We start from the raw sequence: 18430 nt of genomic DNA on the forward strand, positions 1-18430 counted from the left end.
ATTGAATATCGAAATCATTCCATGAAATTAAATATTTAATTTAGTAATAATTGTCTAACTTTTTTAAGGCACTTCATATGTAATTATCTTTTTTTATTTTTAACTTAATTTATTTTTATTTTCGATTAAAAAATCAATAAAATATTGGCTAGCCACCGGAATAGTTTGTTTATCACGACAAACGATTGCAACCGGACGGTTAACCTTTGGAATTGTTGGTCGACATATCACATCAAAATTAGTTCTAGTAGACACCAACTCTGACAAAATACTAATACCTAAACCAGCTTCTACCATCGCCATAATCGTATAATCATCTTGAATTCGATATTTTACATTTGGCGGTTCAATTCCTGCTTTTTCAAAGGCAATTAGTGGTTCACTATATCCTCCACCTTCCACCAAAATAAAAGGATCATCCACTAATTTGGATAATGGAATCGCTTTTAATTTAGCCAACGGATGCTCCTTTGGCAAAACAGCTTGCATTTCAGTATTATGAATCACTGTTTTATCTAAATCATCCCCATATTCCGCTGTCATTAAACCAAAATCGACTTGACCAGTTTTAATCCATTTTAGCAATGTACCATAGTCACCCTGTTGCAATATAAAATTAATCCCTGGATACTTAGTTTTAAACGCTTTAAATAATTCAGGTAACCAATAGCAACTTACACTTGTAATGGCGCCTAAACGGACAGTTCCAGTTTTTAATCCGTGAATTGCATGCGCAGTTTCTTGCAAAGATTGATATTGACGAATAGTCTCTTGAATGTGTGGATATAAAGTCATTCCTTGTGGAGTTAATTGCACTCCAGTTCGAGAACGTTTGAGTATTTTCATATCATATTCATTTTCTAGAGCATTAATCATTTGACTTACTGAAGATTGCGTATAACCTAACTGTTTTGCTGCTTTAGTAAAGCTATTATTATCTAAAATAGCTTGCAGCACCAATAATCTATTAATGACACATCACCTTTTCTAATATTAATAACACAAATATTAATTTTACTTATCAATAAAGCTATTATATATTATTCACAACCATTAATAAAATTTAAAGGAGTGGATACACATATGGATATTTTCAAAAAAAATCCGTTAGCACATACATAAAGGCTGATCAACGATTATCTAAAAGTCTAAAAGCTAGAGACTTAGTTGGTTTAGGTATCGGTGCAGTTATCGGTACTGGTATCTTTATATTACCTGGACATGAAGCTGCCAGTCATGCTGGACCAGCAGTCGCAATTGCATTTTTATTAGCCGCAATCGTATCTGGAATGGTCGGAATGGCATATGCAGAATTTTCATCAGCCATGCCCATTGCTGGGTCAGCATACTCATTCGGTTCGGTTGTATATGGTGAATTAATCGGTTGGATTCTAGGTTGGTCCTTGATTTTGGAATACTTTTTAGCGGTATCAGCCGAAGCAACTGGTTTTGCTGCTTATTTTAACAACAATATATTAAGCGCATTAGGTATCAATTTGCCCAAAGCTTTACAAAGTAGTCCTATGGAAGGTGGTGTGATTAACATCACTGCCGTAGCAATCGTATTAATTATTACTGCAATTATTTTACAAGGAACTAATCTTTCTAAACGTGTTGAAAATTGGGCAGTTGTAATCAAAGTCGCCATTATTATTATCTTTATCTTAGTGGGTGTATTTTATGTAAAAGCTGATAATTACGTTCCTTTCTATCCTAAAGAATTTCACAGTATTCCATTTGGTATGGGTGGAATTTCTACTGCTGCTGCAACTGTGTTCTTTGCATTTATCGGATTCGATGCATTAGCTGCTAATTCAGCAGAAACCATTAATCCCGGTAAAAACGTAGTACGTGGAATTATCGGAACTGTAATTATTGCTGTCGTTTTATACGTTTCATTCTCATTAGTTTTAACTGGAATCGTTAACTATAAACAACTTAATGTAGATGACCCAGCTGCATTTGCTTTGGAAATCATTCATCTAACTGCCTGGAATAAATTAATAACAGTTGGTGCTTTAATTGGGATTTTCACCGCCATGGTAACTATGTTTATCGGTGGATCTAGATTAGTTTATGCTTTAGGTCGTGATGGCCTGTTGCCTAAAAGCATGGGTAAGGTCACTTCAAAACATGCCGTTCCTAAAAATGCAATCATCATTGCTGCCATCGTTCAAGCAATTTTTGCAGGATTAGTTCCGCTAACCCAACTTGCATCATTAATCAATGCGGGCACTTTAATCGCGTTTACGTTCATTTCATTTGGAATTATTAAACTTCGTCATCGTAAAGATATTAAAAATGATGGTTTTAAAATGCCTCTTTATCCATTTTTACCAATCTTAGCCGGTGTATTTAGCATTTTCTTCATTATTATGTTACCGGACATCACTAAAATTTCAGTAGGTATTTGGATTATAATTGGCTTTATCGTTTACTTTACTTATGGCGTTCATCATTCTAAACTACAAAATAACAAGTAAACAAAAAGACTGGATATTAAATCCAGTCTTTTTTAAATCATTTTACTCAAAAAGCGTTTTGCATTATAAGTTTGGGGATTTTCAAAGAAATCTTTAGGAGCTTGTTTTTCTTGAATTTTACCATCATCCATAAACCAAATTTCATCTGAAACACTTTTCGCAAATTCCATTTCATGGGTGACAATAATCATCGTCATGTCTTGTTTAGCTAATTCTTTCATAACTTCCAAAACTTCACCAACTTTTTCGGGATCTAAAGCCGAAGTCGGTTCATCGAATAATATAACTTCTGGATCCATAGCTAATGCACGGACAATCGCAATTCTTTGTGATTGTCCACCAGATAAACTATTGGGATACACATCGCTTTTATTATCTAAACCCACCATTTTCAATAATGAATGCGCCTTTTCTTCAGCTGCTACTTTACCCATCCCTTTAACTTTAATTGGAGCTAAAGTAATGTTATCCAAAATGGTTTTATTATCAAACAAATTAAAATTTTGAAAAACCATGCCAATATTGGTTCTTAATTTAATTAATTCTTTAGGCGAACTACTTACCAAATCTTTACCATCTAGCAAAATCTTACCTGAAGTAGGTTCACCTAGCATATTAATACAACGTAGAAAAGTACTCTTGCCTGCTCCGGAAGGTCCCAATAAAGAAATAACGTTTCCTTTATATACTTCAGCATTTACATCTTTAAAAATAACATTATCTTTAAACTGTTTAGTTAAATTTTCAATCTTAATCATTGGTTCCATGGCTAATCTTCCCTTCAAAGTATTTCATAATTCTGGAAATAGTAAATGTAATTACAAAGTAAATCACCATAATAATTGCGATAGGTGCTACTCCTTGATACGTATCCGCTTGAACTGCTCTCATTTGATACATCAATTCACCTACTCCAATTACTGAAGCAATTGAACTGTCTTTAATCAGTGTCACTAATTCATTTCCTAGGGCTGGCCAAATATTCTTAAATGCTTGTGGTAAAACTACGTAACGCATCGTTTGCTTTTCAGATAAACCTAATGATAGAGCTGCTTCACTTTGACCTTTAGCAATTGAAGTGATTCCGCCTCTAATGATTTCAGCAACATAGGCTCCGGAGTTAATAGAAATAGCAATGATTCCAGAAGTTAGTGCTGGAACGTTTACAATAGCACCTAAACCAAAGTAAACGAACATGATTTGCACCATTTGTGGAGTTCCACGAATAAATTCAATATAACAAACAGCAATTGAATGTAATAACCAGTTCTTACTTAATCTCATTAAAGCAAAGATAATTCCTAATATAATTCCAAAGAAGATGGATACCACTGAAATTAGCATCGTACTCTTAATTCCGGAAATGAAGAAGTCTTTGTATTGCCACATGGAACTAGCTGTAGATGTTTGTTTGTTGCTGGACATATGTTTAATAGAATCTGGAATAAATTGATCAACATATAAATTATTAGTAGTTACATTTTTAATTGTTTGATTAGCTTGTTTAACTAATGATGTTGCTCCTTTAGGAAAAGCAACGTTATTATTGCTATCAGCTGAATGTAATCCCGCACTAATTTTCATAATTCCAGTATTATGTGATACATATGAATCAGCTACCGCACTATCCATTGCAATGGCCGAGATTTTATTTGATTTCAATGCTAATATTAAGTCATTAACATTTTCCATCCCTTTAACCTTTACATTTTTGTTAGCTTTTTTAATCAAATCATATTGAACTGAACCTACTTGAGCTCCTGCTGATAATCCTTTCAGATCTTGATATGATTTGATTTTATCTTTATCACTTTTATTAATTAATAGTCCTGTACCAGATTGATAATAACTGTTAGTAAAGTCAACACTCTTAGCTCTTTCCGGAGTCTTATTTAACCCTGAAATAACCATATCTACTTTATGCGTTTGTAAAGCTACTAATAGTGAGTCAAAACTCATAGACTTTACTTTTAACTTAACTCCCATATCTTGAGCAATTTTTTGACCTAACTCAACATCAGCTCCATATATTTGTGAACCATTACTCCCCTTAGATAAAAATTCATATGGGGGATAATCTGGTGAAGTTCCCATTACTAAAGTGCCTTTGGTCTTAATATCTTTTAAATAACTATCGGCATTTACATGGTTTACATTTGAAAAAATAGCTAAAAACAATGAAAATAATAAAATAATTGGCCACAAAATAATTTTCTTAGATACATGATTATTCATAACGTTCCATCCTTTACTAATTTGATTTAAAACCTTAAAAAAATAAATACTATCGTTGCTCAATTTCCTTGTATTTGAACAAGTTAAATATGTTTATGAACATTTAAACTAATACCCTCTTTCAAATAAAAAAGTCCCCTTGGATAAAAATCCAAGAGGACGATTACTCGCGGTGCCACCTCTGTTCTCAACATTTTCACAAATATTGACTCAGTGAGTTATAAACTCCAGTGATAACGTAACCAACGTTTTTTCTACTCATTTCGAAAAAATACTCACAAGTACGATTAATCAACTAATCTTAATAACTCTCAGCTAACGTTATTTTCTCTGTTAAGATTTTAAATCAATTAAATTCTTGCTCTTAGTTTTAAATTATTTAAATAAAAAAATCCCCTAGGAATACAATTCCTAGAGGACGATTGCTCGCGGTGCCACCTCTGTTTCCAACATTCTCACAAATATTGGCTCAGTAAGTTTAATAACTTATGACGATAATGTGTCAACAATAATCCTAATCAATTCAGATTATAACTCGCAGGTACGATTTAATTTAGTTTATTATTAGCTCTCATCTAACGCTAAATTTTCTGTAAATAATTAATAAATTAAAATTCCTGTTCAAAGTTGCAATATTTAATTGTAAATAAAAAGTCCCCTTGGATAAAAATCCAAGAGGACGATTACTCGTGGTGCCACCTCTGTTCCTAGCATTTTCACAAATGCTAGCTCAGTGAGTTTTAAACTCAAGGTGATAACGTTCACCAACGATTTTTCTACTCGATTCGAAAAACAACTTACAGGCACGATTTAATTATGATAATGCTTAGTCTCACTACCCTAAACTTTCTGTGAAATATCTAATAATTAAAATTCCTGTTCAATGTCTTTTATGATCGATTTATATACTATAACGATATACTAAAAAATGCAAGCTATATTTAAAATTAAATTTAAATTAAAATTATTTGTGTGCAGATGTCATTATCATAGAGGTCAACAATGCATGTAATAATATAAATCCAACCACATATCCCCAGTATTTCATGAAACTAACTCGCATGGCCGCTGTCCAGCGATACATATAACTACCTCGACCATCAACATGATCAATAACATTAAAACAGATTAGATTATATGCATACATTAATCCCATAAAAGAAAATGCATACACAATCGATATAAGCAAACTAACAATATTAAAATGCATAATGGCTAAAATAACATAGAAAAATGATTGACCCACTGAGAACATCAAAAAAGCATTTGGAATCAACATTCCTCTGCGTGATGGAATCATGGAAAATAATAAATAAATCATTAAAAACATAATAGCTACAAATAACTCATTAATTAGTGTAGCAAAATCTATCCCGGCAAATTGCAAAGTAACAAACTTAATTCCTTGTGCATGAAAAGTTAAATAAAAATAATAAACAGTAAACAAGAACCACATGTAAGCAAAGATAGTTCCTTTATACGATAAATTTAGTTTTTTCAACATTACATTATCCTCCAATTATATTTGGTTTAATTTTACATGATTAATCAAATATACACAAAAAAGCTACTAGATAATATCTAGTAGCTTTTTATTAATAAATATTTATTCTAAACCAACACGTTTAAAAATTTCATCAGCATGACGTAAATGATAATGGTAATCAAAAGCATCATTGATGTCATCATCAGATAGATGTTCACGAATTTCAGTATTATTTTCAACCAGCGGTCTAAAGGCTTTTCCTTCATCCCATGACTTAGCAGTTAAGGGTTGTACCAAGTCATAAGCACTTTCTCTAGTCATTCCTGCATCAATCAACTTCAACATAACTCTTTGCGAATAAATCAAGCCATGAGTCATCATCATATTAGATTTCATACGTTCAGGAAATACATCTAAATTACCGATAATATTATTAAAACGATGTAACATATAATCTAACAAAATAGTAGTATCTGGCAAAATAATTCGTTCAGCTGAGGAATGTGAAATATCTCTTTCATGCCATAGAGGAACGTTTTCATAAGCAGTCATCATATGTCCACGAACTACTCGTGCTAATCCACAAATATTTTCTGAACCAATCGGATTACGTTTATGTGGCATAGCTGAAGAACCTTTTTGGCCTTTAGCAAAATGTTCTTCTACTTCGTGCACTTCAGAACGTTGTAAGTGACGAACTTCTGTAGCAAATTCTTCCAAACTAGTAGCAATTAAAGCTAGTGTTGAAACGTAATCCGCATGTAAATCACGCGGTAGAATTTGACTAGTAATTTCTTGAGCACGAATTCCTAAAACTTCACAAGTATGTTTTTCCACAAAGGGATCAACATTAGCAAACGTTCCAACAGCTCCCGAAATTTTACCAGCTTCCACTCCCTTAGCAGCAGCTTCAAAACGAGCTTGATTACGTTTCATTTCTGAATACCAACGAGCTAATTTCAAACCAAATGTGGTGGGTTCAGCATGTACACCATGCGTTCTACCCATCATTACAGTATCTTTATATTTTTTAGCTTGCTTAGCAATTGTTTCAATTAAAGTGTTAATATCTTCTCTTAAAATATCATTAGCTTGTTTTAAACGATATCCTTGTGCGGTATCAACTACATCCGTACTAGTGACACCAAAATGAATCCATTTTCTTTCTGGACCCAATGACTTAGAAACATCGCGTGTAAAGGCTACCACATCGTGATGTGTAGTTTTTTCAATTTCAGCAATTTCGTTTTCATCAAAAGTCGCGTTTTGTTTAATTTTTTCAACATCTTCCGCTGGAATGTGTCCTAGTTCAGACCAAGCTTCATCAATTGCGATTTCCACAGCCAACCAAGAAGCGTATTGATTGTGTTTGGACCAAACAGCACCCATTTTTTCTCTTGTGTAACGATCTATCATAATGTAGACAGCCCTTTCAATTTCATATTAATTACAGCTAAATCTTACCATATAAAGTTCATTTTTTCATTAAAAAAAGCAAATATTTTTATTTAATATCGTTATTTTTAACTAAAAAGCGAACTATTTTAATCTTTTTTAATTAAATTGTTCTTGAAAATATTTTATAATCTGCTAAAATCGTTAATTGGTGATTAGTTTTAAACAACTTTTCATCAACTTTAAAATTTGAGGTGTTGTTATGTCATCAATAGTAATAGTAGGTAGTCAATGGGGCGATGAAGGAAAAGGTAAAATAACTGACTTTTTAAGCCAAGATGCTGATATGATTGTTAGATATTCTGGTGGAGACAATGCTGGTCATACCATTGTAGTCGATGGAAAAGAATTTCATTGTCAATTAATTCCATCTGGTATCTTTTACAAGGATAAATTAAGCGTTATGGGAAATGGTGTTGTTATCAATCCTAAATCTTTATTAAAAGAACTAAACTACCTAACCTCAAATAATATTGATGTTAGTAATTTAAGAATTTCCTCACGTGCTCAAGTTATCATGCCTTATCATATTTTATTAGATGAACTACAAGAAAAAATGAAAGATGATAAAATCGGTACCACTCATAAAGGAATTGGTCCCGCATACATGGATAAACTAGAACGAATCGGAATTCGAATTGCTGATTTAATTGATAAGGAAACCTTTAGGAAGAAATTATCACAAGCACTAAAGATTAAAAACGAACTATTAACTAAATTATACGGTCATGATCCATATAAATTTGAAGATATTTTTGATGAATACTTTGAAATGGGTCAAAAAATTAAAAAATATGTTACCGATACATCACTATTAGTAAATGAGGCTTTAGATAATAATAAAAAAGTTTTATTTGAAGGTGCTCAAGGCGCTATGTTAGATGTTGATCAAGGAACTTATCCATTTGTTACATCATCCAATCCAATCGCAGGTGGTGCAGCTGTGGGGGTTGGAATCGGACCTAATCGTATCAATGCAGTTGTAGGAGTATGTAAAGCATATACTTCACGTGTTGGTGACGGTCCATTTCCTACTGAATTACATGATGAAATTGGTGATCATATTCGTGAAGTAGCTCATGAATATGGAGTAGTTACACATCGTCCAAGAAGAATTGGTTGGTTAGATGCAGTTGTTTTAAGACACGCTGCACGTATTTCAGGATTTACACACTTATCATTAAACTGTTTAGACGTTTTATCTGGTTTTAAAACGATTAAAGTGTGTGTAGCTTATGAATATGAAGGTAAAAAAATTAATCACTATCCAGCTAACTTAGATATGCTCGACAAATGTACACCGATTTATGAAGAACTACCTGGTTGGTCTGAAGATATCACTAAATGCCGTAATATTGAAGAATTGCCAGAAAATGCTAAAAATTACTTAGCTCGCGTCACTGAATTAACTGGTGTCAAACTAGATACTTTTGCAGTGGGTCCAGAACGTGAAGCTACTAATATTGTTCGTAATGTTTGGGAAGATATACAATAAGCGAGGTTATATAATATGAAAGTATTTGATTATGACGATGTACAATTGATTCCAGCTAAGGCTATCATGAAAAGTCGTAGTGAAGCCGACCCTTCGATTAAATTTGGCCCAAGAACTTTCAAGTTACCAGTTGTGCCTGCTAATATGCAAACTGTAATTGACGAAAATTTGGCTACTTGGTTGGCATCTAATGGATATTTCTATGTAATGCACCGCTTTCAACCTGAAAAAAGAGCTGAATTTATTCAAAGTATGCATGATAAGGGTTTATTTGCTTCCATTAGTGTTGGAATTAAAGATAATGAATATGATTTTATAACTGATTTAGCAAAAAACAATAATGTTCCTGAATATATTACAATTGATGTTGCACATGGTCATTCTGATTACGTTATTAAAATGATTCATTTCATCAAAGAAAATTTACCAGATAGTTTCTTAATTGTTGGTAATCTAGGAACTCCGGATGCAGTTCGCGAAATTGAAAACGCTGGAGCTGATGCTACTAAAATTGGTATCGGACCTGGTAAGGCTTGTATCACACGTTACAAAACGGGCTTTGGTACTGGTGGTTGGCAACTTTCTGCTTTGAAATGGTGTATGAAAGCAGCTACTAAGCCAATGATTGCTGATGGTGGAATTCGTACAAATGGTGACATTGCAAAATCCATTCGTTTTGGAGCATCAATGGTGATGATTGGTTCAATGTTCGCTGGTCATGAAGAATCTCCAGGTGAAATCGTAGAAAAAGATGGTAAAAAGTTCAAACAATATTGGGGTTCTGCATCTGCTAAACAAAAAGGTGAGCATCGTAATGTTGAAGGACGTCAATTACTAATCCCTTACCGCGGAAGCGTTAGTGATACGCTTAATGAGATGCAAGAAGATTTACAATCATCCATTTCATATGCTGGTGGAACTACACTAGATGCGATTAGAACCGTTAACTATGTAATCATGCATTAATATAATACAAAAAAGCAGTTCGATTTAAATCGAACTGCTTTTTATTTATAATGTTTTAATTTTAGTACCAACCATTTTGTTGCCAGAATGATTTAGCATTTTCCCATGAACCGTAACGAGAAGTAACATATTGATTAGCAACACGTTCTTGGTTAGCAGCTGAATAGTCACCATTTAGATAAGATTTATCCAATTGGTATTTACCGTAATAACGACCATTTTGAGCAGTATATGATCCGCTTGATTCACGTGATGCAATCCATGATTTAGCAGAATTACCATTACCATAGCTTGTTGTGTTGTTGCTTTGAGTATAGTTAGTTGTGTTTGATTGAGTTGTTTGTTGAGTATTGTTTTGAGTAGTTGCATTTGAACTAACTTGGTTATTAGATTGTGCTTGTGGAGCTTGAACTACAGTTTGTTGAGTGCTTTGTGCACCTGGTAAAACTAGTTTTTCACCAACATAAATGGTTGTGTTAGAAACACGATTATTAGCTTGTTGCAATGCATTTAATGAAATGTTATTTCTGTTTGCAATGCTCCATAAGGTATCACCTGCTTGAACAGTAACAGTTTGTTGACCATATGCATTAGTATCAGCACTTGCTGAAGTAGCACCACTTGCTAAAAATAAACCAGCGGCAGCAGCAGTAGTCACTAAAAATGTTTTGATTCCTTTAAATTTTGTCATATAAATAAATTCACTCCTATAATTTTTAAAACTATATTTATTTCCGATATCTTGATATTTGTTAATCGCTATTGATTAACTGTGATGTATAATACATGCTCACTATTACATGCAAATATCAGAAGTTTTAAAAAAAAGGAGTTTTTCGTAATATTTGTTGGTTTAATGTAACATTATCAAATTAATAATTTAGTGCTAATACTCTGAAACCTTTTAATATCAAGCTATAAAAGCATAATTATAAATATAATAAAAAAACAATCACAAAATATTTATTGTGATTGTTTTTTTATTATTTAAGATGTTTTACGGCAATTCCAGTAAAACCACTAAGAATTGAGAAGATTGGTGACAAAATACTTAAGAATACAAATGGTGCGTATTGTGAAGTAGGAACACTTAAAGTCGTCGTGATGAAAGCACCGGCAACTCCCCAAGGTACTAAGTAGTTAATTACAGTTCCACCATCTTCCAACGCTCTACTTAATGCTACTGGAGCTAAGTTAGCTTTCTTAAAAGCATTTTTAAAGGCATTACCAGGTAAAATTACTGATAAGAATTGTTCTCCAACGAAAACGTTAACTCCAATACAAGTAGCAATTACAGTTGTAATTAATTTTCCATCAGAATTTAAACGTTTAGTTAAAGGATTCATAACTGCATCAATAACTCCTAGGTTCATTAGCAATCCTCCAAAAGCTAAAGCAGCCATAATTAAGACGATTGTGCCCATCATACTTGAGATTCCACCACGTGATAATAAAGTATCTACTTCTTTATTACCAGTATGAGAAACAAAACCGCTTGTAATAACATTGTTTAAATTAACTAATCCAAATTTAGGATTTTGAATAAAAATCATAACTGATGAAACTACCACATTAATGAATAAAGTTGGAATCGTTGGGATATGTGCCCATGCACATGCAAATAATAAAACTATAGGAATAATTGCCCAAAATGTAATGTTAAAATGACTTTCTAAAACATTTACTGTAGCAGTTACTTTACTAAAGTTAGCAGCACCACTACCACGATTAATAATTGCAAATAAAATAAATGAACCTACCATTGCTGGAATTGTTGACCACATTAAGTTTTTGATATGTTTAATTAAATCGGCTCCTACGACTGCTGAAGCTAAATTAGTAGAAGCTGATAGTGGTGAAGACTTGTCACCGAAGATAGCTCCGGATAATACAGCTCCGGCAATCATTGCTGGACTAATGCCCATTGTAATTCCAATTCCCATAAAGGCAATTCCTAAAGTGGAAATAACGGTAAAAGCACTTCCAATAGTTGATCCGACTAGCGCACAAACAATGAATACTGATGGTAAAAACCATTCTGCACTAATTAAGTGGAAACCAAATACCATCAAACTAGGAATAATTCCTCCGGCTATCCATACACCAATTAGAGATCCAATCAATAAAAATATAAATAATGGCACGATTCCTTTTTGAATCCCTACAACGAAACTTTTATCAATTTCATCCCATGAAAAACCTTTGAATTTACCCCAAAATACCATCATCATAATTCCAATTAAAATGGGAACTTCAGGAGAAATTCCTAATCCAATCACACCGACTCCCATGACAACAATCATTGCTAATAATATAATAATACCTTCTAATAAACTAACCTTTGGTTTACTATTTTCCATAATAACTAAACTCCCCTATTTTTTATTTATCTGCATTTTTTGGAGATAGCTAATATCGTGGCATCCCTCCGCAATTTTTACAAAACATTTAATCCATTCCTTTCAATAAAAAAAGTCCCTGTTGTTTAAATAAACAACAGGGACGATTATAGTTTTTTACCGTGGTACCACCCAACTAGAGAATTAAAGACACTAATTCTCACTCTCTAGATGGTAACGGTTCTAGATTCCGTTCTTGTGTAGAAACTATTCAACGTATTTGGCTAATTATGCCCTGATCGGTTCGCATCAACCACCGACTTTCTTACTCCCAGACATAACGCTACTTAAATTTGAAATTAACGATTTTACATATTTGATTAAATTAAGATTAGCATTTTTTAATTTTAATGTCAAACTAATTTTTAAATTTCTTGCATTTTTCGATCAAAATAATGTTTTAGTTGTTCTTTACTGTAAACACCAGTCACTTTTTCAACCGCTTTACCATGTTTGAATAAAACAATCGTTGGCATCCCCATGACTTTATATTGTTTGGCAATATCTTCGTTATTGTCAACATTAACTTTACCAAAAACAATTTTATCTTTTAATTCATCAGATAAATCTTCAAATATAGGAGCCATCATTTTGCAAGGTGCACACCATGGTGCCCAGAAATCTAAGACTGCCATATCCGCAGCATCTATAAAATTAGCCAAGTTGTCATGATCTACATTTTGTAACATATATTAATCCTTCTTCGTAGCTTTTTTTCTAATGTAGTGAATAATAATAGTTACCACGAAAGATAATAATACGATTAAACCAAACCAAGCAGCTGGAATTTCAATATCAATTGCTGGAATAGATAATAACAACTTTAATCCAATTACAGCAATTAAAAAGTAAGCCATGGATTTTAGTTCTGGAATCTTATTCATAACTACCATGATAACTTCAGCAATTCCACGCATTGCAGCAATTCCCACAATTCCACCAAGTAATACAATTACTGGATTTTCTGAGATAGCTAAAGCTGCTAAAACTGAATCTACTGAAAAAACAATGTCCATGAACTCAATTTGAGCAACCGTTTTCCAGAATAATTTTCGATGATTACTAGTATCATCACTTGAAATAACTGTCTTTTTCTTTTTATTAGGTTTGAAAAAATGTTTATAAACTAGGTAGAACAGATATAATCCACCAATAACTTTAACTTCCCAAATGTGAATTAAAAATGCTCCGATCCCTATAATTAAAAATCTAAAAACATAGGAACCCCAAATACCATAAAACAGTGATTCTTCTTGTAATTTCTTAGTTGGTAAAACTTGAGTCTGTGCTGCTAGCACTACCGCATTATCAACTGATAATAAACATTCAATTAAAACTAAAGACAAAATGGTTATCCAAGCGTCTTCAGAAGTTAAAACTTTACTCCAATTACTCAAATCAAAAAATGGTCCGTATAGATTACCTAGAAAATGTAACACATAATTTCTCCTTTTATTATTTATTTTTCATATCAATTATATCAGAACTAACCCTGGAACTGTCAGTTAATTATTTATTAATATTCATTGCTTCTAAATCATATTTACCTAAATTAAATTGTCTAATCACACTCACTAATGTTTTAGCATAGTTTGGATCAGTTGCATATACGTTTTCTTGCAGTAAACGAGCGGCTTTTAGGTAACTAGTAACATTTTTTTCTTTAATGAAATGTTCTGCAATCGTTTTATCATGATCAGCAATTGCAGCTTTTAAATCGGGATACTTACGAAAAGCTGCTTGTACTGTAATTTTTTTACCGTTTTGATATTCATTCGTATCATATGAAATCGACTGTCCTTTATAACCACCCTTAATTCCAAATGGATTATTAGCTACTTGATATAATTTAGATTGACCCCAGTTAGATTCAACAATCGCTTGAGCAATTACAATGCTGGGTAATACATGGTATTTTTCTCGATAAGTAGCAATTGATGCATCTGCCATTTGATTAATAAATTTTTGCTGTTTTTCACGTTTAGCACGTTGTTCGGCTAATAACTTATCACGATTAGCTTGTATAATACGATTTTCTTGAATTTGTTGATGAATTTTTTTAGCACCGTATCCAAGTCCAAATGCTAAAACAATTAGTAGTAGATATATAAAGTATCTAATTTTGCTTTTTTTCTTTCTTCTTGCCAATGGAATACCCTCTCAGTTTTATAATATGTCATTACATTATTAATTATATTATTATATTTATTTTTTTAAAGTTAGCTTTTTAATAATTAACGAATTTTGAAATTTTATTGACCAATATAAATCTAATAAATTGTTTTAATATCAATAATCTAGTAAGATTATACTTACTAAAAATAACCAAAGGAAGTGAAATTATGAAAATTGGAATTACTGGAAGCATTAATTTCAATAACAATGAAAGTTTTAGAACTAGAGAGTCGCAATTTGCTCAAAGAACTCTAATCAAGTGTCTACTTTCTAATAACGTAACCCCCATCATCTTTCCGATTGCTAAACCAGAAATGGCTAAGGAACTAGCTGAAAGTGTTGATGGAATTATTTTCACTGGTGGAGCTGATGTGTTACCAAAATATTATCATGAAGATCCCATTGAAAAAATTGGTTTAACATATGAACCTCGCGATGAATTCGAGATTGCATTATTAAAGGTAGCTAAAGAACTACATAAACCTATTTTAGGAATTTGTCGTGGCATGCAAATCATTAATGTAGCATTAGGTGGTTCACTATATCAAGATTTAAATTCACAATATAAACCAGCTAACAAAGAGCTTTTGCATCATTCACAATCAACAATTGGATACTCCCCCGTTCACTATGTAAACGTTAAAAAAGATTCGGCCTTAATTGAAGTTATGGGTGAACATCCTTTTGTTAATTCTTTTCACCATGAAGCTGTAAAAGATGTAGCAAATGAATTGCACATTACTGCTACTGCAAATGATGGTGTTATTGAAGGCCTAGAAAATCATGATGCTTCCATTCAATGTGTTCAATGGCACCCTGAAAATATGTGGGATCATTATGCAGACGAAGCTAAATTATTTAAAACATTTTTTAAACGTGTTAAAAATTCAATTGAAAGGAAATAAATATGTCTGATAATAAAAGAAAACTTGGTTTCTTTAGTATTGTACTATTAGGAATCAATGCAATTATTGGGTCCGGTATTTTCTTATTACCTAGTGCTGGAATGAAAGCCTTTGGACCCGCAAGTATATTAGTATTATTTTTTGATGCAATTTTAGCATTTATGATTGGAATGTGTTTTGCTGAATGTTCCGGATTGTTTGACGAAACTGGTGGTGCTTATATATACGCCAAAAAAGCATTCGGTAATTTTGTAGGTTATGAAGTTGGAATTGCTGCTTGGGCAATAAGAATAATTGCTGAAGCTACTATGTATGTAGCTTTTGCTACTGCTCTGGGTGGATTTTTCCCCGCACTAAATAATACTATGTCAAAAAATATCGTTGTAACCGTAGTTGCAATCTTGCTGATGGCATTAAACTTGTTTGGAGTTCGTGCAACTTCGATTTTAAGTAATGTAGTCACTGTGGGTAAACTATTACCTATTTTATTAATAATAATTGTTGGTTTATTCTTCATTCATCCAGCAAACTTCCATCCTTTCTTTATTCCAGAACTAACTAATCCTGGTAATTTCTCCAGTGCAGCCTTGACATTATTTTATATTTTTACAGGAGTTGAAGGCTTAGTTGTTACCGCTGGTGAAATGAGCAATGTTAAGAAGAATTTACCAAAAGCCATTATGGTAGTATTAACCACAGTTACCATTATTTATGCGTTAATCATGGTAGTTTGTATTGGTGTTTTAGGTTCTAATTTAGCCAATACTTCTGTCCCACTTCAAGCTGCATTTACTGCAATGATTGGTAAAATTGGTGGACAAATAATTGTTATTGGTTCGTTATTATCAATTGGTGGAATTTGTATGGCATCAGCTTTCATTACCCCACGTTCAACTGTAGCATTAGCTAAAAATGGTATTCTACCTAAATTTTTTGCCAAAACTACTGCTAAAAACACTCCCTATGTTTCAATTATTATTAATGCCGTATTGATTTTATTGTTGTCATATTCTGGAACTTTTACCTATTTAGCTCAAATCAGTGCAATTTCTAGGTTTGCGCAGTTTATTCCAACAATTTTAGCAGTAATGGTATTTAGAAAGAAAATGAAAGATGCTGATCGTGCCTTTAAATTACCATTTGGACCGGTTATTCCTATCATTGCTTTAATCGTTTCATTTTGGTTAATTTTTAATACAAAATTAAACCTATTGATTTTTGGATTTGGTGCTTTAGTTATAGCAATTCCATTTTATTTACTAACTAGTACTTATCGAAATCGAAATTAACAATTTACACTTAAAAAGCTCTTCTATATAGGTATAGAAGAGCTTTTTGTTATTTTAAAGTTTTTAATTTTTAAACAAAGAAATAAATGGAAAAGTACATCAATGTAGTCCCCATGATTACAAAAATATGCCAAATTACATGGCCAAAAGGAATTGACTTAAAACTGTAAATAACTGCTCCTACAGTAAAAGCAACCCCACCAGATACTAGCAACCAAAAACCTGTAACACCTAAATAATCCCATAGTCTAACAATTCCCATTAGACACATCCATCCCATTACAACATATATAATCGTAGATAGCGTTTTTAATTTACCTAGCCAGATTGACTTGTATATAATACCTAAAATAGTCATTAACCATATAATAGAAAAAATAGTCCATCCTAAAGCTCCTTTAATAGCAACTAAACAATATGGTGTATAAGTTCCCGCGATTAATAGGTAAATAGCTGAATGATCAAAAATTTGAAATAACTTTTCTGCGTTAGTAAAATATAAACTATGAAATAGTGTTGATGCTAAATAAAATAAAATCAACATGCCACTATAAATAGAAAAAGTGGTAATACGCATTGCGCCACCTTCCATTACACCACGGACAATTAATAAAGGTGCCGCTGCAATCGCCATTATTGATCCTAATCCATGTGTAATGGCACTAAAAATTTCATTTAATAAAGTATAAGTTCTTGGTTTCATTAACATTTACCACCTAATTACATTTTAAAATAATGATACAACTATATCATCTAGTTTTCAATACTAGATAAGTATAATAAAAAAAGAAGTCTAAATTAGACTTCTTTTTTATTAATACCAATGATGTGTTAGCCAAAATTGTTTAGCATTAACCCATGAACCATAACGACTGGCTACATAATGATTAGCCACTACTTCTTGGTGTTTTGGTGAATAATTTCCACCAAATAACCCAATGGAGATTTGATATTTTCCATAACAAGCACCATTTCTAGCACTGTAAGAGCCACCAGATTCTCGCATTGCAATCCATGCTTTGGCAGCAGCGTTAGAACCAGACAAATGATTACTTAAACCATTTTTAGCAACATTGTTGACTTTAAAAGTTGGTTTTTCAGGAACTGTTAAAGTCATTCCTTGAGATAAAACATCACTATCAATATGATTAATTTCTTTTAAAGTTGATACTTTAGTTTGATATTCTTTTGCGATTGCTTGTATGTTAGTTGTTTGATCAACTGTTACTGAAACATTTTTACGTACGGATGCATCAGCATTTGTAGATATGAACATTATTACGAATAGTGCAAAAACACTAGCAAGTGTTATTGATACTTTCTTAAAATGCATATATTTATTATCCCCTTTCACGATATTGAAAACGATATCGAATGTTTTTTACATTATTATTACAGAATCATTACGCTAATATTAAAAAAGATTGCAAACTAAAGACATGCTTTTATAAGGATATAAATGAAAAGTCTAATAAATGCATATATTAAGGTTTTATTAAGCAGGTTTGACAAATGATCCTTTTAAGAATATATTATGCCTAG

The 18430-nt window shown here is 32.3% G+C and carries 17 protein-coding genes and 2 other annotated features; of the genes, 5 read left to right on the plus strand and 12 right to left on the minus strand.

The features are described 5' to 3' along the window. Positions 1-99: 99 nt before the first annotated feature. Positions 100-957: a LysR family transcriptional regulator gene (locus K5Q11_RS04730; protein WP_251067914.1), complete on the minus strand. Its 858-nt coding sequence runs from the start codon at positions 955-957 to the stop codon at positions 100-102. Positions 958-1118: 161 nt separating this feature from the next. On the opposite strand from K5Q11_RS04730, the gene K5Q11_RS04735 reads away from it, so the two are divergent. Beyond that, entirely contained in the window at positions 1119-2483 is a 1365-nt protein-coding gene (locus K5Q11_RS04735; RefSeq protein ID WP_220751524.1) for an APC family permease, read from the plus strand. 32 nt (positions 2484-2515) lie between these two features. Here the strand turns inward: K5Q11_RS04735 and K5Q11_RS04740 are convergent, their stop codons facing one another. The 4 genes from K5Q11_RS04740 to purB form a co-directional block, all read right to left on the minus strand. Beyond that, positions 2516-3250, minus strand: coding sequence for an amino acid ABC transporter ATP-binding protein (locus tag K5Q11_RS04740; RefSeq protein WP_285289895.1), 735 nt, complete (start codon positions 3248-3250; stop codon positions 2516-2518). Further along, positions 3234-4718 (minus strand): ABC transporter substrate-binding protein/permease, encoded by a 1485-nt coding sequence (locus tag K5Q11_RS04745; protein WP_220751473.1) that lies wholly within the window; start codon positions 4716-4718, stop codon positions 3234-3236. The genes K5Q11_RS04740 and K5Q11_RS04745 overlap by 17 nt, the downstream gene beginning before the upstream one ends. Positions 4719-4870: 152 nt before the next feature. Next, positions 4871-5093, minus strand: a binding site (T-box leader). Positions 5094-5390: 297 nt separating this feature from the next. Next, positions 5391-5611, minus strand: a binding site (T-box leader). Positions 5612-5682: 71 nt separating this feature from the next. Then, positions 5683-6222 carry a hypothetical protein gene (locus K5Q11_RS04750; RefSeq protein ID WP_220751475.1) on the minus strand — a complete coding sequence of 180 codons (540 nt, stop codon included), beginning with the start codon at positions 6220-6222 and terminating at the stop codon, positions 5683-5685. Positions 6223-6324: 102 nt separating this feature from the next. Further along, positions 6325-7620, minus strand: coding sequence for an adenylosuccinate lyase (gene purB / locus K5Q11_RS04755; RefSeq protein WP_220751477.1), 1296 nt, complete (start codon positions 7618-7620; stop codon positions 6325-6327). A 241-nt stretch (positions 7621-7861) separates the two neighbouring features. On the opposite strand from purB, the gene K5Q11_RS04760 reads away from it, so the two are divergent. Then, positions 7862-9154, plus strand: a complete 1293-nt coding sequence (locus K5Q11_RS04760) for an adenylosuccinate synthase (RefSeq protein WP_220751478.1) — start codon at positions 7862-7864, stop codon at positions 9152-9154. Between the two features lie 15 nt (positions 9155-9169). Next, the gene (locus K5Q11_RS04765) at positions 9170-10120 is read left to right on the plus strand and encodes a GMP reductase (protein ID WP_220751480.1); all 951 of its coding nucleotides are present in this window, start codon (positions 9170-9172) and stop codon (positions 10118-10120) included. A gap of 61 nt (positions 10121-10181) precedes the next feature. Here the strand turns inward: K5Q11_RS04765 and apf are convergent, their stop codons facing one another. From apf to K5Q11_RS04790, 5 genes are all read right to left on the minus strand, one after another. Then, a complete protein-coding gene (gene apf, locus K5Q11_RS04770; protein ID WP_220751482.1) occupies positions 10182-10811 on the minus strand; it encodes an aggregation-promoting factor in 630 nt (209 codons plus the stop codon). 292 nt (positions 10812-11103) lie between these two features. Beyond that, positions 11104-12480 (minus strand): Na+/H+ antiporter NhaC, encoded by a 1377-nt coding sequence (nhaC, locus tag K5Q11_RS04775; protein WP_220751484.1) that lies wholly within the window; start codon positions 12478-12480, stop codon positions 11104-11106. Between the two features lie 404 nt (positions 12481-12884). Further along, positions 12885-13208: a thioredoxin gene (trxA, locus tag K5Q11_RS04780; RefSeq protein WP_220751486.1), complete on the minus strand. Its 324-nt coding sequence runs from the start codon at positions 13206-13208 to the stop codon at positions 12885-12887. 3 nt (positions 13209-13211) lie between these two features. Continuing rightward, entirely contained in the window at positions 13212-13958 is a 747-nt protein-coding gene (locus tag K5Q11_RS04785) for a TerC family protein (protein WP_220751488.1), read from the minus strand. 70 nt (positions 13959-14028) lie between these two features. After that, on the minus strand, positions 14029-14667 hold the full coding sequence (locus tag K5Q11_RS04790) for a glycoside hydrolase family 73 protein (protein WP_251067915.1): 639 nt from the start codon (positions 14665-14667) through the stop codon (positions 14029-14031). A 194-nt stretch (positions 14668-14861) separates the two neighbouring features. Between K5Q11_RS04790 and K5Q11_RS04795 the strand changes: the two genes are divergently transcribed. Further along, the gene (locus K5Q11_RS04795; RefSeq protein WP_220751490.1) at positions 14862-15599 is read left to right on the plus strand and encodes a gamma-glutamyl-gamma-aminobutyrate hydrolase family protein; all 738 of its coding nucleotides are present in this window, start codon (positions 14862-14864) and stop codon (positions 15597-15599) included. Beyond that, positions 15596-16888, plus strand: a complete 1293-nt coding sequence (locus K5Q11_RS04800) for an APC family permease (RefSeq protein WP_373311491.1) — start codon at positions 15596-15598, stop codon at positions 16886-16888. Before K5Q11_RS04795 ends, K5Q11_RS04800 begins: the two co-directional genes overlap by 4 nt. A gap of 70 nt (positions 16889-16958) precedes the next feature. Here K5Q11_RS04800 and trhA read toward each other — a convergent pair whose 3' ends face one another. Further along, on the minus strand, positions 16959-17597 hold the full coding sequence (gene trhA / locus K5Q11_RS04805) for a PAQR family membrane homeostasis protein TrhA (RefSeq protein WP_220751494.1): 639 nt from the start codon (positions 17595-17597) through the stop codon (positions 16959-16961). A 105-nt stretch (positions 17598-17702) separates the two neighbouring features. Continuing rightward, a complete protein-coding gene (locus tag K5Q11_RS07605) occupies positions 17703-18005 on the minus strand; it encodes an aggregation-promoting factor C-terminal-like domain-containing protein (protein ID WP_428845178.1) in 303 nt (100 codons plus the stop codon). Positions 18006-18430: the final 425 nt, after the last annotated feature.

This window comes from Apilactobacillus xinyiensis, assembly GCF_019656235.1.
GTDB lineage: Bacteria > Bacillota > Bacilli > Lactobacillales > Lactobacillaceae > Apilactobacillus > Apilactobacillus xinyiensis.

Coding starts and splice junctions, on each gene's coding strand:
- K5Q11_RS04750 (WP_220751475.1), bottom strand. CDS start 6,222: ATGTTGAAAAAACTAAATTTATCGTATAAAGGAACTATCTTTGCTTAC.
- K5Q11_RS04765 (WP_220751480.1), top strand. CDS start 9,170: ATGAAAGTATTTGATTATGACGATGTACAATTGATTCCAGCTAAGGCT.
- K5Q11_RS04795 (WP_220751490.1), top strand. CDS start 14,862: ATGAAAATTGGAATTACTGGAAGCATTAATTTCAATAACAATGAAAGT.
- K5Q11_RS04745 (WP_220751473.1), bottom strand. CDS start 4,718: ATGAATAATCATGTATCTAAGAAAATTATTTTGTGGCCAATTATTTTA.
- nhaC (WP_220751484.1), bottom strand. CDS start 12,480: ATGGAAAATAGTAAACCAAAGGTTAGTTTATTAGAAGGTATTATTATA.
- trxA (WP_220751486.1), bottom strand. CDS start 13,208: ATGTTACAAAATGTAGATCATGACAACTTGGCTAATTTTATAGATGCT.
- K5Q11_RS04760 (WP_220751478.1), top strand. CDS start 7,862: ATGTCATCAATAGTAATAGTAGGTAGTCAATGGGGCGATGAAGGAAAA.
- trhA (WP_220751494.1), bottom strand. CDS start 17,597: ATGTTAATGAAACCAAGAACTTATACTTTATTAAATGAAATTTTTAGT.
- apf (WP_220751482.1), bottom strand. CDS start 10,811: ATGACAAAATTTAAAGGAATCAAAACATTTTTAGTGACTACTGCTGCT.
- purB (WP_220751477.1), bottom strand. CDS start 7,620: ATGATAGATCGTTACACAAGAGAAAAAATGGGTGCTGTTTGGTCCAAA.
- K5Q11_RS04740 (WP_285289895.1), bottom strand. CDS start 3,250: ATGGAACCAATGATTAAGATTGAAAATTTAACTAAACAGTTTAAAGAT.
- K5Q11_RS07605 (WP_428845178.1), bottom strand. CDS start 18,005: ATGACTTTAACAGTTCCTGAAAAACCAACTTTTAAAGTCAACAATGTT.